Origin of the sequence: Paraburkholderia sediminicola, from assembly GCF_046027825.1 — a bacterium.
In the GTDB taxonomy this organism is placed as follows: Bacteria; Pseudomonadota; Gammaproteobacteria; order Burkholderiales; family Burkholderiaceae; genus Paraburkholderia; species Paraburkholderia sediminicola_D.
Genome location: NZ_JAQQDU010000036.1, coordinates 15,994 through 30,885, shown reverse-complemented (window position 1 = coordinate 30,885; position 14,892 = coordinate 15,994). Strand labels below are relative to the sequence as shown.

Annotated in this window: 11 protein-coding genes and 1 pseudogene; 2 read left to right on the top strand and 10 right to left on the bottom strand. The window is 60.2% G+C overall.

Translation table 11 applies throughout. The features are described from left to right. Positions 1-68: 68 nt before the first annotated feature. The 9 genes from PQQ96_RS20360 to PQQ96_RS20320 form a co-directional block, all read right to left on the bottom strand. Entirely contained in the window at positions 69-326 is a 258-nt protein-coding gene (locus tag PQQ96_RS20360) for a MoaD/ThiS family protein (RefSeq protein WP_408295640.1), read from the bottom strand. 42 nt (positions 327-368) lie between these two features. Continuing rightward, entirely contained in the window at positions 369-920 is a 552-nt protein-coding gene (locus PQQ96_RS20355) for a molybdenum cofactor biosynthesis protein MoaE (protein WP_408295637.1), read from the bottom strand. 45 nt (positions 921-965) lie between these two features. Next, positions 966-2,075: a GTP 3',8-cyclase MoaA gene (moaA, locus tag PQQ96_RS20350; protein WP_408295634.1), complete on the bottom strand. Its 1,110-nt coding sequence runs from the start codon at positions 2,073-2,075 to the stop codon at positions 966-968. A 250-nt stretch (positions 2,076-2,325) separates the two neighbouring features. Beyond that, on the bottom strand, positions 2,326-3,237 hold the full coding sequence (locus PQQ96_RS20345; RefSeq protein ID WP_408295631.1) for a bestrophin family protein: 912 nt from the start codon (positions 3,235-3,237) through the stop codon (positions 2,326-2,328). 37 nt (positions 3,238-3,274) lie between these two features. Next, on the bottom strand, positions 3,275-4,282 hold the full coding sequence (gene cydB, locus PQQ96_RS20340) for a cytochrome d ubiquinol oxidase subunit II (protein ID WP_408295628.1): 1,008 nt from the start codon (positions 4,280-4,282) through the stop codon (positions 3,275-3,277). A 4-nt stretch (positions 4,283-4,286) separates the two neighbouring features. Beyond that, positions 4,287-5,675 carry a cytochrome ubiquinol oxidase subunit I gene (locus PQQ96_RS20335; protein ID WP_408295625.1) on the bottom strand — a complete coding sequence of 463 codons (1,389 nt, stop codon included), beginning with the start codon at positions 5,673-5,675 and terminating at the stop codon, positions 4,287-4,289. Positions 5,676-5,710: 35 nt separating this feature from the next. Next, a complete protein-coding gene (locus tag PQQ96_RS20330; RefSeq protein ID WP_408295622.1) occupies positions 5,711-7,987 on the bottom strand; it encodes an FdhF/YdeP family oxidoreductase in 2,277 nt (758 codons plus the stop codon). Between the two features lie 244 nt (positions 7,988-8,231). Continuing rightward, a complete protein-coding gene (locus PQQ96_RS20325; RefSeq protein ID WP_408295619.1) occupies positions 8,232-11,024 on the bottom strand; it encodes an ATP-dependent Clp protease ATP-binding subunit in 2,793 nt (930 codons plus the stop codon). Positions 11,025-11,460: 436 nt separating this feature from the next. Next, positions 11,461-11,841 carry a TraR/DksA family transcriptional regulator gene (locus tag PQQ96_RS20320; RefSeq protein ID WP_408295616.1) on the bottom strand — a complete coding sequence of 127 codons (381 nt, stop codon included), beginning with the start codon at positions 11,839-11,841 and terminating at the stop codon, positions 11,461-11,463. Between the two features lie 249 nt (positions 11,842-12,090). Between PQQ96_RS20320 and PQQ96_RS20315 the strand changes: the two genes are divergently transcribed. Together PQQ96_RS20315 and PQQ96_RS20310 are read left to right on the top strand one after the other, a co-directional pair. Further along, positions 12,091-12,516, top strand: coding sequence for a TOBE domain-containing protein (locus tag PQQ96_RS20315; protein ID WP_408295613.1), 426 nt, complete (start codon positions 12,091-12,093; stop codon positions 12,514-12,516). A gap of 315 nt (positions 12,517-12,831) precedes the next feature. After that, positions 12,832-14,388 (top strand): annotated as a pseudogene (locus tag PQQ96_RS20310) (IS3 family transposase). 97 nt (positions 14,389-14,485) lie between these two features. Here PQQ96_RS20310 and PQQ96_RS20305 read toward each other — a convergent pair. Next, positions 14,486-14,737: a hypothetical protein gene (locus PQQ96_RS20305; RefSeq protein WP_408295610.1), complete on the bottom strand. Its 252-nt coding sequence runs from the start codon at positions 14,735-14,737 to the stop codon at positions 14,486-14,488. Positions 14,738-14,892 lie beyond the last annotated feature (155 nt).

Below are 14,892 nucleotides of genomic sequence, written 5' to 3'. Positions count from 1 at the left end.
GCCTGAGTGCGTTCAGCACGGGTGAGCCGTGAGCCCCGTGCGGCTCGAACTGACGCATCAGGGAGGCCTCAGCCCCCCGTAACGGGCGGAAAGAAGGCGATTTCGCTGTCCTCGCGCACGACGAACGTGTCGGCGACCATCTCATGGTTGACGGCTGTACGAAGCGGCAGGCCTGCCCGCAGTGCCTCGGCCATGCGCTCGTCTCTCGATGCGAGCCTGACTCGCAGGCCGTCGACACGGAGTTCGGACGCGTCAATGTGCACGATCTCCTTCGAGATGCCGAGTTGTTCACGAACGCTAGCGAAGTATCTGATGGTGAGTTTCATTGATCTGTTCCTGTTGCCGGCACGATGGGGGCGAATCGCAAATCAACCCCACCGCAGCATCGACTGTTCGTCGCGCGTCTTGGCCTCGACCCATCTGACCGCGCCGTCGCGCCGGATCTCCTTCTTCCAGAGCGGCGCATGGGCCTTCAGGAAGTCCATCAGGAATTCGCACGCGTCGAATGCCGCTCCACGATGCGGCGCGGCGACCACGACGAGTACCACCGCATCGCCGAGCGCCACACGGCCGACCCGATGCACGATCTTCACCGCTTCCAGGTGCCATCGCGCGATGGCCTCTTCGACGATGCTGCTGAACGACTGCTCGGTCATCCCCGGGTAGTGTTCGAGTTCGAGTGCAACGACGTCGTCGAAATCGCCGCTATGACGCACCACGCCGAGGAAGTTCACGATCGCCCCCACGTTGGGATTGCGCGTGATCGGCATGATCGCCGACTGGATATCGATCGGCTCGTGCTGGACACGCACGTCGAAGCCCGCCGCGATGGTGGCCTCCAGAAGCGCCGGATCGCCTGCACACTCGCCGACATGCGGGGCGTCAGGCTGTGCGCGATCACTGGGCTGCGGTGTTGTCATGGCGGCGCTCCGGTCTGTATCTGCTGCACAAGGGCTGGCGAGGCCTCAGCCACCGACCAGCGACATGCGGACGGTCGGATAGACTTTACCCGATCCCGATCGTGGCTTGCGGGGCGTTGAGCGAAGCTCGGAATAGCGGTCGTCGCGCTGGACCCAGCGGTGACGGACGATCCCTGCCAGTTGCTCGACTGAGGCTGCGTCCGTGAGCCAGGGCCTGAGGTCCGTGCCCTGTGTTGCGAACAGGCAGGAATAAAGTTGGCCGTCGGCCGATACGCGGGCGCGCGAACACGACCCGCAGAAGGGTTGCGATACGCTCGCGATGAATCCGACTTCGCCTGAGCCGTCGGCATGGCGATAGTTGACGGCGGTGCCCGTCTGCTCATGAACGACGACGGGCACCAGTGGGAACGCCGATTCGACGATGCCGCGCGTCTCGCGAGCCGTGATCACCTTCGTGTTCGACCAGCCGGCCGCGCCGCCAACGTCCATATATTCGATGAAGCGCACGGCCACGCCGGTGCCCTTGAACCGCCGCACGAGCGGCAGGATCTGGCTGTCGTTGACGCCTCGCTCGATCACGGCGTTGACCTTGACCGGCGCGAGTCCGACCGCGCGCGCCGCCTCGATCCCGTCCAATATCCGCGATACCGGCAGGTCGACGTCGCTCATCCGGCGGAACACAGCGTCGTCTACTGCATCAAGGCTCACGGTCACGCGGCCGAGACCAGCGTCGCGCAACGAGCGCGCCTTCGCGGCGAGCAATGAGCCGTTTGTCGTCAGCGCGAGCTCCATCGGTTTGCCGCTTTCGGTCGTCAATTTCGCGAGCCGTTCGATCAGGGATTCGAGCCCGCGCCGTAAGAGCGGCTCGCCGCCGGTGATGCGTATCTTCTCCACCCCGAGCAGCGCGAATGCCTTCGCGAGCTTAAGGATCTGTTCGAACGACAGGCGTTCCGAAGACGGCAGGAACGGGTAGTCCGCGCCGAAGGTGTCCCGCGGCATGCAGTAGGTACAGCGGAAATTGCATTGATCGATGACGGACAGACGTAAATCCCGCAGCGGACGATTGAGCCTGTCGAGCGTGGTCGTGACACCGCCTGCGGCTACGCTATGGCGGGATGCCGTATCGGCGGGTATAGGCTGGTCGATGATGTTCACGATCAATCCGAAGGTGGGCAGCGTGCGCCGGGAAACGGAGCAAGGGCGTGACGGCAGTGGTTATGTCTGACCGGAAGCGCCGCCGGCCATTGCACGACCTGCTGGCAGGATAGTGCGTCGGCCCCGCGTACGGGACGCACAGTCTGTACCGAATTCCAGGAGTACAGTTTGGGCGCCGTATCGGGTGTCGCTGCGAGGCAGACGCGCATACCACTGGACAGACCTGAGCAACTGCGTCGGAGAACGCACCCTAGGTTAGTTGGTACGCGCGCACCGGCACGACCTCCTCGGGAAGTTCACGGCCACACAGTTCGAGAATCGATCGTTCGATGTTGCGGGTCATGGCGTCAAGCGCCAACGCATTCGGAGCGAGCGTAAAGGGCTCGGCAACTTCGCTGGCGATCGCTTCCAGCGCGATGAGCGTATAAGAAATGAAAACACAAAGAAGCGGCGTAAAGAATTCCGTCGAATCGACAAGACCGAACGGCAGCAACACGCAATAGGCATAGACGGTGCGGTGCAGCAGCACGCTGTAGGCAAACGGAATGGGCGTGGATGCGATCCGCTCACATCCCCCTACCGTCCTGCCCAACTCGTTGATCTGCGCGTCGACCATCCAGAGTTTCGTATCCGACATCAATCCCCGAACCTGCAGATCGGCGAAGTCACGACGAACCTCATTGAGCAGCGCAGTCGGTTTGTAGCAGGTGTGCTGCAATGCCTCGGTTCGCGTGCGTCCGAGAAAGCGCAGGAGATCAGGCGTCGGGTCGGTCCCGCGCAACTGGTGCTTCAGCGCGTACACGGTCGCAATCAGTGTATGGGCCACTTGAACGTTGTGGTCGCCCCGTGGCACGTAACACAGCATCTGCGACGTCAACGCGCGCGCCGAGATCAGGATGCTGCCCCAGAGATGGCGCGCCTCATTGAACCGTTCGTAACTTGCGTTATTGCGGAACGCAAGGAAGATCGCCAGCGCGAGGCCGAATAAGGTGAACGGTGCGGTGTTAAGCGGGATCTTCTCGCCGAAAATACGCCCTTGCGTCAGGACAGCAACACTGCTGACGATCGCCATGAAAACCAGCTGCGGAATAATCGACTGCAACACGGAACCGTTCCAGATAAACAGCAGCCGGAACCAGTTTTCCCCTGGTCTTACTATCATGATGTGCTCTTCTGATGAACCGATTGCGCCGTCACCCTCAGTGGTAGCCGGCGTCCCCTTCCCTAACCTTGCCCCGGAAAACGCGATACTGCATGACGTTGTAGACAAGGATGATCGGCAGCACGATCACCGTACCAACCAGCGCAAAGAGCTGGCTTGAGTGGCTCGACGAGGCGTCCCAGATCGTCAGGGACGGCGGCACGATGTACGGCCAGATGCTGATGACCAGTCCGGTGTAGCCGAGGAAACAGATTCCGAGCGTCAGGAGGAACGGCATGGCTTCGTGTTGCAGCCGAATTGAGCGAAAGATGCCCCAGACGCAGAGAATCACAAGTATCGGCACGGGCAGAAACCATCCGAGATTGCCGCTTCCAAACCAGCGCTGCGCGACGGCAGGCAATCCAGCTACTGTCCACAGGCTCACAATAACAATAGTGGCCAGAAGCACGCTCACGAGCGGCCGCATTAGCTCGCGCATCTTGTGCTGCAATTCCCCGTCCGTCTTCAGAATGAGCCAGCCGCAGCCGAGCGCCGCATAGGTCATGAGCACACCGATTCCGCAGAACAGGCTGAACGGCGAGAGCCAGTCGAACGGGCCGCCGGCGAAGCGGTTGTCGACGATCTTGATGCCTTGCAGCAGTGACCCCAGCACAATGCCCTGGCAGAGCGCCGCGAGTGCCGAACCGCCGATGAAGGCGAGATCCCAGGCATGCTGGGTCCGGGTGGCCTTGGCACGCAACTCGAAGGCCGCGCCGCGGAAGATCAGGCCCACGACCATCAGGATCAGAGGCAGATAATTCGCGGGCAGCAGCGTCGAATAGACCACCGGGAACGCGCCGTAAAGCCCAGCGCCTCCAAGCACGAGAAACGTCTCGTTACCGTCCCAAACCGGTGCGATGGTATTGAGCATCACCTCCCGTTCGCCTTTTGCCTCGAAAAACGGAAACAGCAGGCCGATGCCGAGATCGAACCCGTCGAGCATCACGTAGATAAAGACACCAAGTCCGATAATGAAGGCCCAGACAACAGGAAGGTCGATTTGCATGGCGTTATTCTCCTTCCAAAGCGTCCAGTGCCCGGTTGTGCAATCCCGGGTACTTCATCGATTCGCTGGTTTCGAGGCCGGCCCCAGGGCCCTTCTTCATCATCTTCAGCATGTAGTAGACGCCCATGCCGAACACCAGGAAGTACACCAGTACAAGGATCAACAATGAAACGCCCACTTGCTGGGAACTGACCGGCGAGACGGAGTCTATCGTCCGCACGACCCCGTAGACTGTCCAGGGCTGGCGGCCCACCTCCGTCGTGATCCACCCGGCGAGCAGCGCCACGATGCCGGACGGACCCATGCACAACACGAACCATTGATACCATCGGGTCTCGTAAAGTTGGCCGCGCAGTCTGAGCAGCAGGCCAACGAGCGCAGTCAACAGCATCAGCATGCCAAGACCGGCCATGATCCGGAAGGTCCAGAATATGATGGGCGAATACGGGCGATCCTCAGGCGGAAACTCCTTCATGCCGCGAATCTCGCCGTCCCAGCTGTGCGTCAGGATCAGGCTGCCCAGATGCGGTATCTGGATTGCGTATCGCGTGACCTCTGCGTCCATATCGGGCAGGCCGAACAGGTTGAGCGCGGTGCCGCCGTGCTCGGTTTCCCACAGCCCTTCGATTGCCGCGATCTTCACAGGCTGATATTTACGCGTGTTCAGTCCATGCGCGTCACCGATGAAAATCTGGATCGGCGTCAGAAGCAGCAGAATCCACAGCGCCATCGAAAAGCTGCGCTTGACTGGCACGTCGCGCCGCTCATGGAGCAGGTGCCAGGCGCCGCATGCGGCGATGATGAAAGCCGCCACGATAAACGCAGCAATTGTCATGTGCGCGAGCCGATAGGGAAACGACGGGTTGAAAATCACTTTCAGCCAATCGACAGGAACGATGCGGCCATTTTCGATCGCGTATCCCTGCGGCGTTTGCATAAAGCTATTCGACGCGAGAATCCAGAACGTCGAGATCAGCGTGCCCACCGCGACCATCAGCGTCGCGAAGAAATGTGCACGGGGACTCACGCGATGCCAACCGAACAACATAACGCCGAGAAATCCGGCCTCGAGAAAGAACGCGGTCAGCACCTCATAGGTCAGGAGCGGCCCGGTGATGTTGCCGGCAATCATGGAAAATCCGCTCCAGTTGGTGCCGAACTCATAGGCCATCACGACGCCGGAGACGACGCCCATTCCGAAGCCGACCGCAAAGATCTTCGACCAGAACAGGTACATATCCTTATAGGCCTTGTCACCGGTCAGCAGAAAGCGCCATTCCAGCACAGCGAGGAAGCTGGCCATGCCGATGCTGATCGCTGGAAAGACGATATGAAACGACACCGTGAACGCAAACTGCAACCGGGCGAGATGAAATGCGTCGAAGATTTCCATGATGAGTCAATCGCTCCACGTGACGACGGCATGCGTCAGTTCGTTGCTGCGCGAACGACATGCACTGGAACAGACTTGTAAGAGGGCGTACCGCTCTCCTTGTCAATGTAGTCGAGCGGAACCAGAACGTTCGCTTCCGGGTAATACGCCCCCACTGAACCCTTCGCGATGTTGTAGATGATCGCGGTGAGATTCTTCATCCGAAGCTGTCTGCCAGCGGTCACCGTTTCGATGTCCACCAGATCGCCGTGTTCGATTCCGTACGCGGTCATGTCCGCTTCGTTCATGAACAGAACGTCACGCCGTCCGAATACGCCTCGATAGCGATCATCCAGGGCATAAATGGTGGTGTTGTATTGGTCGTGGCTACGGAGCGTGATGAGACGCAGCACGTTTTCGGCACCGAAGACGTCGGCGTCTTCCTTCACGCCACCATACACCGAGAAGACGGCTTTGCCCGATGGGGTATGCCATTGACGCTCAGTCGGCGGAAGTGGCAAGCGGAATCCGCCAGGCGCTCTGATGCGTGCGTTGAAGTCTTCGAATCCTGGAACGGTTTGCTCAATCAGATCCCGGATCTTGTCGTAGTCGGCAATGAGCTCCATCCACGGCAGCTTGCTGTTCGGCAATGCGGCACGCGCCATGCCTGCGACGATTGCCGGCTCCGAACGCAGGTGCTCGGACGCCGGCGTGAGCTTCCCGGCCGACGCATGGACCATTGACATCGAGTCCTCCACCGTGATCGATTGCCGCCCTCCGGCCTGCATATCGAGCTCGGTTCGGCCGAGGCAAGGGAACAGATACGTTTCCTTTGAGACCAGCAGGTGCGTACGATTAAGCTTGGTGCCGATGTGCACGCCCAGGTCGAGCTTGGCCATCGCGGGGAAGCACTGCTCGGAGTCGGGCAACGCCACGGCAAAGTTTCCACCGAGGCAAATGAGCGCTTTCGCCTTGCCGTCGATCATCGCCTGCATGGCCTGGACTGCATCGTGCCCATGATCGGACGGTGGCGTGAAGCCACACGCGGTCTCAATCAGCTTGAGGAACGCCGCAGATGGCTTCTCGGTAATGCCGACAGTGCGGTTGCCCTGAACGTTTGAGTGCCCGCGCAGCGGGCAGATGCCGGCCCCGGGCTTGCCGAAGTTGCCGCGCAGCAGCAACAGATCGGCAATCAGGCGGACGTTGGCTGTACCTTTGTTGTGCTGCGTGACGCCCATGCCGTAGGTGACAATCGTCGCATTCGACTTTGCGTAGGCGACGGCGACGTGATCGAGATCCTCGCGCGTGAGGCCGCTTGCCTTTTCGATGTCGTCCCAGGAGGTCACTTCGATGTCGGCGGCAAAGGCATCAAATCCTTCCGTATGCGCCGCAATGAATTCCCGGTCGAGAACGTTGCCCTCCTCGGCCTCCATCTGGAGCAATGCCTTCATGACCCCCTTGAGTGCGGCCGCGTCGCCGCCCGCATCGACCTGGAAATAGGTCGACGCAATCCGGGTCGACCCAAAGGTCGCCATCTCCATCATGCTCTGCGGATCGGCGAAGCGTTCTAGCGCCCGCTCGCGCAGCGGATTGAACACGATGATCGGAACGTCGCGCCGCGCTGCTTCATGCAGCGTACCCATCATGCGCGGGTGATTCGTGCCGGGATTGTGGCCGATCGAAATGATGAGTTCCGCCAAGTCGAAATCGTCTAACGAAACCGTGCCTTTGCCGATGCCGATCGATTGCGGCAGGCCCACGCTGGTGGGCTCGTGGCACATGTTCGAGCAATCGGGGAAATTGTTCGTACCATATTCGCGGGCGAACAGCTGGTACAGGTAGGCGGCTTCGTTCGAGGCGCGGCCTGACGTATAAAACTCGACCTGATCCGGCGATAGCGCTCGCAGAATCTCGCCGATGCGTGCAAACGCGTCCTCCCATTCGACAGCGCGAAATGTATCGGTCGCACGATCGTAGACGAGTGGATGCGTGAGCCGGCCCATGTCCTCCAGCTCATAGTCAGTCTTTTGCAGAAGCGACGTTACGGTGTTGCTAGCGAAAAACTCCGGCGGAACGCGCTTGGTGGTCGCTTCCCACGTGACGGCTTTCGCGCCGTTTTCGCAGAACTGGAACGTGGACTTGTGCTCCTTGTCCGGCCAGGCGCAGCCGGGGCAGTCGAAGCCGTCAGGCTGATTGGTCCGCATCAACGTAATCGGCGCCTCAATGCTTTCCATCTGGGTTCGGATGGCTTGAGCTGTCGCCCGGAGCGCCCCCCAACCTCCAGCGGGCCCTTCATACGGCCGGATTCCAGGAACTTCGCGTCGCGTGGTCATATGAGACTCCATGGCCTGCCTTAGGAGGCCTTAAGGCTTTGTCGTGTGGGGTTACGCCGTATCACGGCATAAGGTCTGGATACGGGTTCAGTCTATTTGGGTTAATACACCGCGAAAGGTACAGATCTACCGGTGACGGGGGAGCACAGTACAGGTACAGTGACACCGCCACCGGTCTCGACCAGGCTGGGCGCCGCACACCATCGCCGATGACGGGGCGGCGCCTCCCAGCGTGTTGCAGACATCACTCCTTCGAGGCGGCGCTTTCAGTTGGCTCGGGGCTGCTGGCCTCTTTAGACGACTTTTTCTTCGTGCGTCCGTTAGCCCCCTTCCCGCTCGCCGCCTTAGCCGCAGGCGCTGCCTCGCTCCTGGTGAACTTCACTTCGCCGCTGTCCTTGTCATAACTGACATCGACGGTGTCGCCCGACTTCAGAACGTCGCCGAGCATCTCCTTGGCCAGCCGCGTTTCGAGTTCCTGGCGAATCTGGCGCTTCAACTCACGTGCACCGAACTCCGGCCGATAGCCAGCCTCGGCCAGATGATCGATAACCGACTCGTCTATCTTGAGCGTAATGTCCTGCGCGGCAGCGGTTCGCACGACCCGTTCGAGCTGGATCTGCACGATCGAGCGGATGTTGTCGCGCGAAAGCCCATGGAAGACGATGATCTCGTCGATCCGGTTCAGGAATTCGGGCCGGAAGTGTCCCTTGAGCACGCCCATCAATTCCTCGCGGACCTCTTTCTCACCCTGGCGATCCGCCTCGGGTTTTTCGAGGTTGTCCATGATGATCGATGCGCCCAGATTGCTCGTCGCAATGATGATCGTGTTGCTGAAGTCCACGACGCGGCCCTTGCCGTCGGTCAGCCGCCCGTCGTCGAACACCTGCAGCAGCACGTTGTACACGTCGGGGTGCGCCTTCTCGATCTCGTCAAGCAGGATCACGCAGTAAGGCCGCCGCCGAACGCGCTCGGTCAGTTGTCCACCCTCGTCATAGCCGACGTAGCCCGGAGGGGCGCCAATCAATCGTGCGACCGCGTGACGCTCCATATACTCGGACATGTCGATACGAACGACCGCCTGCTCGTCGCCGAACACCGTTTCTGCCAGCGCCTTCGCGAGTTCGGTCTTGCCGACGCCAGTGGGTCCGAGAAACAGGAACGTCGCGATTGGCCGGTTGGTCTGGCCGAGTCCCGCCCGTGACAGGCGCACGGCATCGCTCACGGCAACCACCGCGTCGTCCTGGCCGATCACGCGCTCGCGCAGCTTATTCTCCATTTCCAGAAGCTTCTTCCGCTCCTCCTGCGTGAGCTCCGTGACTGGAACGCCGGTGAGACGCGACACCACTTCGGCGATCGACTCCACGGTCACTTCGAGCGTTTCCGAGCCGGTCTTGCGCTGCCATGTCTCCATCTGTTCGTCGAGTTTCTCCTGCTTTTCGCCGATCCGTGCCTCGAAAGCTTTCGCCTCATCGAAGCGCTTGCGCGAAGACGCATAATCCTGCTCGCGCTTGAGCTGGGCGATCTCGGCTTCGAGCTCCAGGATGGCCGCAGGACGCGAGGTCGCGCCGATGCGCACGCGTGCCGCCGCCTGGTCAATCAGGTCGATGGCCTTGTCCGGCAAAAAGCGCGACGTGATGTAACGATCCGACAGTTCGGCGGCGGCGACAAACGCATCGTCGGCAAACGTCACCTGGTGGTGCGCCTCGAGCTTGTCGCGAAGGCCACGCAGGATGACGATGGTCTGCTCGACCGTCGGTTCCGGCACCAATACCGGCTGGAAGCGCCGCTCGAGCGCAGCATCCTTTTCGATGTACTTCTGATATTCGTTGAGGGTCGTCGCGCCGATGAGACTGAGCTCGCCACGCGCAAGCGCCGGCTTGAGCACGTTCGCGATATCGAGGCCGCCTTCGCCCCCGCCTTGCCCTGCGCCCACGATCGTGTGCAGTTCATCGATGAACAGGATCAGTTCGTCCTTCTTGGCCGTGACTTCATCGATCAACTGCTTCGCACGCTCTTCGAATTCACCGCGATACTTCGCACCGGCCACCATCGAGTTGATGTTCACCTCGACGAGCCGCTTGCCGCGCAGCACTTCAGGCACGTCGCCGTTGATGATGCGCTGGGCCAGCCCTTCGACGATCGCGGTCTTGCCAACACCCGGTTCGCCAATCAGTACGGGATTGTTTTTCTTGCGCCGCGCGAGCACCTCGATCGTGCTCTCGATTTCCTGCGCCCGACCCAGCACCGGGTCGAGCTTGCCCTCACGCGCCATAGCTGTGAGGTCGCGCCCGAACTTGTCGAGGTTAGGCGTGCCGGTTGGCGTGTCGACACGACCGTCCTCCGCGCCTTTGCCCACGACTTTCACGACCTTCTGCCGCAACGCCTCCGGCGTCACGCCATACTTCTTCAGCAGTGTGCCGGCGATACTGTCCGGCACGGCCGCAAGGCCGATCAGCAGATGCTCCGGGCCAACATAAGAGTGCCCCAGATCGCGCGACGCCTGGAACGCATATTGGAACGCCTTTTTTAAACGAGGCGAGACGGTCATCTTGTCGATCGGCGCGTCGGGATCGACGGTTCCCTTTTGCGCATGCTGATCGATATATCCCTTGATGTCCTGCGGCGAGAGCTTGAGCTCCTTCAGCAGTGCCGCGCACACGTCGCTGTCCGCGAGCACGTACAGCAGGTGTTCTGTGTCGAGCTCGTTGCGGCCAAGCTCGTGTGCTTTCTCCGCGGCGTGCTGCAGCAATTCGAGCGTCTGTTCACTGAAAGCATCGGTCGCATCGACCGATTCGCGCGGCACCTCGGCGGCGAACCCAGCATCGTCGTCTTCTGCCCCATCCTCCATGCCGCCGAAGAAGCGCGACAGACCGCCTCCCCCGAGCAGTGAATCAAATGGGTTGACCATGCTTTGGTGCCGCATTAATTGCCGGTAGTCGTAGTCGCAGATCGACATGGATTTCCGCTCGCCGTTTTGCACAACGGTTACACGGGCGACAGCGGGACGGGCGTTACAGATTTCGCAGAGGGCGGGCATCGAGAGTCACCTTTTACGGTTAAAACATGCGGCTAGTTCAAAGGTTATAGGACGCGTCCAGGTGAATTGCGAACACTCCAGACCCGCCGTCCACGGTCCGTTTGTTTTGTTCAATAAGCGGAAAACCGTGATAGCGATGGCGCATCGAACACAGCACGCTGCGAGGTGCTTGACCTCGTCCGTTTTCGACGAGCGCTGTCTGAAGAATGCGGATTGTTTACAACGCAGGTTTCCGCATGATTAGCATAACGAAGCCCTGAATCCGCACTTGGATTCTACGAGTGGCTCGTAGATAAGGGAATATTGGTTTTTCCGATGATAGGCATTGGTGGAAACTGCCCGAGGCGTCTCGGCCCGACGATCTGATTCTTTGACGTGCGGCCGCCCAGCGATATCGTGAGCTGGGCGCTCCAAGGCATCTAAGCCATCCAAGCCGTCATTTGCCGGCCTCGCGGCGACTCTGCTCTTCAACGGTCAGGATCGCCTCCGGGGTCACTTCGAGCCGGGCTTTCGGTATCGGGTCACCACTTTCATCGGAAAGACCGTAGGTGCCCTCATCGATCTTCTGCAGCGCGCGCCCTATATCGCTGATGCGCTGGTCGTTCACGTCGTGCAGCGCCTGGTTGACCTCATTCTGTGCCATGCCTTGCGCCGCGTCCTCGAACTCTTCAGCCTCGTCGCCATGCTCCTCCTGGCTCGTCCGCTCGTCCGCGATCGTGTTCTCCTCTCCGCCAAGGAGTTGCTGGCGCATTGCCATCAGGCGCTTGCGTTGCTGCGCAATGAAATCGTCACTCAAATTGACTGGCTGCTCCGGCATGATTCTCTCCCTCGCCATGGCTGACATGTGATTCGCGCCGAATGACGATCATGCGGCTGCGCGCTTTCATCCAGCCTAAGGCAAGAATAGTACTAATTTATAGAGATCAAAGCGCTGTCTTGACCGATACAAGGAATCCGCGGCTCAGAGACTTGTGGATTCCCGAATCGGCACTACACTGAGTTGCATCGTTCAGCCCACCCACCTTCCCTGCCTGATTGGACAGCACGTTGTCCAGCGGAGATCGATATGCTCACCAGCGCTCGTAACCATTTCGTCGGACAGGTCGCCGAAATCAAAACCGGTGCCGTCAGTGACGAAATCACACTTCGAACGCGGGGCGGCCTGGATATTGTCGCCATCATCACACGCGGAAGCGCCACCTCGCTGGGCCTTGCACGCGGCACTGAAGCATTTGCGCTAGTCAAAGCCTCGTCGGTCATCCTTCTGGTGGATTTCGACAGCAGCAAAGTGTCAGCGCGAAACTGCGTTGCGGGAACGGTTTCGTCAGTCACGAAAGGATCGGTTAACGCCGAGGTTTCGGTCACCGCGCCGGGCGGCGCCCAGATTGTTGCCGTCATCACTAACGATAGCGTTGAGCGCCTCGGTCTCGCGGCCGGAAAATCCGCCACCGCAATATTCAAGGCATCGAGCGTGATCATCGGGGTCGAATGACCGCAGTGGATCAATGCGCCGCCGCTTAGGAACGGCGCGCGCTGGTCGCCGTTGCATCACCCATTGCCCATTAGCCGTTAACCACCCAACTCCTGGAATGCGTGGCCATTGGCCTCGAGCCCCTTCAGGATGTCGGCTGCCAGTTCGCTTTGCCATACGTGTCCATCGAATTGCCAATCACTTTTGTCAACGAGGTCGGGGAGACCCGCTCCCTTGAGCACGTAGAGCCCGAGTGTCGGTTTCCCCCGGTGTCAGACTAGTTGTCGTGTCATCTGATTCTCATAGACAAGGTCCGGGGCGGTAAAATCAGAGTGAATGAAAGCCTACTCAGCAGAAAGAAAAGAAGCGTTGGTGCGGCGCATGATGCCGCCCGAGAACGCACGTGTTTCGGCGCTCGCCGGAGAAACAGGGATTACCGCGCATACTTTGTATGCGTGGCGCCGCGAGGCGAAAGGACAAGGATTGGCCGTGCCGGGCGATGGGAAGAATCCCGAAGGATGGTCTTCGGAGGACAAGTTTGCGGTGGTGCTGGAAACCGCGCCGCTCAATGCAGCGGAGCTGGCCGAGTATTGCCGTCGAAAGGGTCTTTATCCGGAACAGATATCGGCCTGGCGAGCCGCTTGCCGTTCGGCCAATGCGAATGCCACGGAGCAGGCACGCGAGCAGCGCCAGCAGTCGAAAGAGGACAGGAAGCGCATCCAGCAGCTCGAGAAGGAATTGCAGCGCAAGGAGAAGGCGCTGGCGGAGGCGGCTGCGCTGCTGATTCTGAGAAAAAAAGCCCAGGCGATCTGGGGAAGCAACGAGGACGATTGATCAACGTCCCGGATCGCCAGTTATGTATATCGTTGATACGCGAGGCGGCGCAGTCAGGCTGCCGGTTGGAGAAGGCCTGCGACGAGCTGGGCGTGAGCCTGCGCTCGTTCCAGCGCTGGGTGGGTGACGGCGGCGAGGCGGTGCGCGCCGATGGCCGCACCACGACCGTGCGGCCGCCGCCGGGCAACAAGCTGAGCGAGGCCGAACGGCAACAGATTCTCGAGGTCGCCAATAGTGTGGAGTTTGCCAGCCTGCCGCCCAGCCAGATCGTGCCGGGTCTGGCGGACCGCGGCGTATATCTGGCGTCGGAGTCGAGCTTTTACCGCGTGCTACGCAGTGCTTCGCTGCAGCACCACCGGGGGCGTGCGCGCGCGCCCTCAGCCCGGGTGGTGACCAGTCATTGTGCGACCGGTCCGAATCAGGTCTGGAGTTGGGATATTACGTGGATGCCGGCGGCGGTCAAGGGTCAGTACTACTACTGGTACATGATGCTGGACGTGTTCAGCCGCAAGATTGTCGGTCACGAAGTGCATGAAGCGGAATCGGCGGAACTGGCCGCGTTGCTGATGCGACGTGCCAGCCTGGCCGAGGGCCTGGCCGGGCGCCCCCCTGGTACTGCACTCCGATAACGGCAGCCCGATGAAAGGCGCGACGATGCTCGCCACCCTGGAGAACCTGGGGGTCGTGGCCTCGTTTAGCCGGCCGCGTGTGAGTAACGACAACGCCTTCGCGGAGTCGCTGTTCCGCACCTGCAAGTACCGGCCCGACTACCCGCGCAGGCCGTTCGGCAGCGTGGAGGAGGCCCGTGCCTGGACGCAGCAGTTCGTGCGTTGGTACAACCATGAGCACAAACACAGCGGCCTGAAATTCGTCACGCCGGCGCAGCGCCATAACGGCATAGCCGCCGCAGTGCTCGCACAACGTGAAGCCGTTTACGCACAGGCCAGGGAGCGCAATCCACGGCGTTGGTCGCGGTCTACGCGCAATTGGGAATTGGAGGATAAAGTCTGGCTCAATCCGGAGCGGGTGCAGCCAGCAGAATCAAAACAGTGCGCATGAAGTGACACGACAACTACGTTGACAAACGCCGGTTTCTTCAGGTTGAGGTAGAAATCGAATTCCTGCATGGCAACACCTCATACAAGCGTCAGCAGAATCAACTATCGTCGACGTTGTCCGCGTAGTGGTCGATAGTGACCTTACACTCGTCCACAACGACTTGCAGGAAAGCAGGCTCATTTCTTTCAACCCACCGTTCTACATGGATAAAGCGTTCCGTTCCAAGATCGGCGATGCGCTCTGAATCAGAAGTGGTGACATCGACCGTGACGATCCCCCGGTTACCCTGCAGCGGTGCGATCGATGCGGCGATCAGAAACCGCCGGTATGAAAGTTCATTCTGTGCCATGAAACCTCCCGTCAACTGAAAAGTTTGAGACTCATCATTACTTTGTAGTCGAAGTCTATGAGTAAGTCATGTCGATGAGAACACGGGTTCGTCCGATGCTAGATATTGGTGAAATACGTCTACCGGTTTGTCATTTAACCGCAATATCCGCGTGC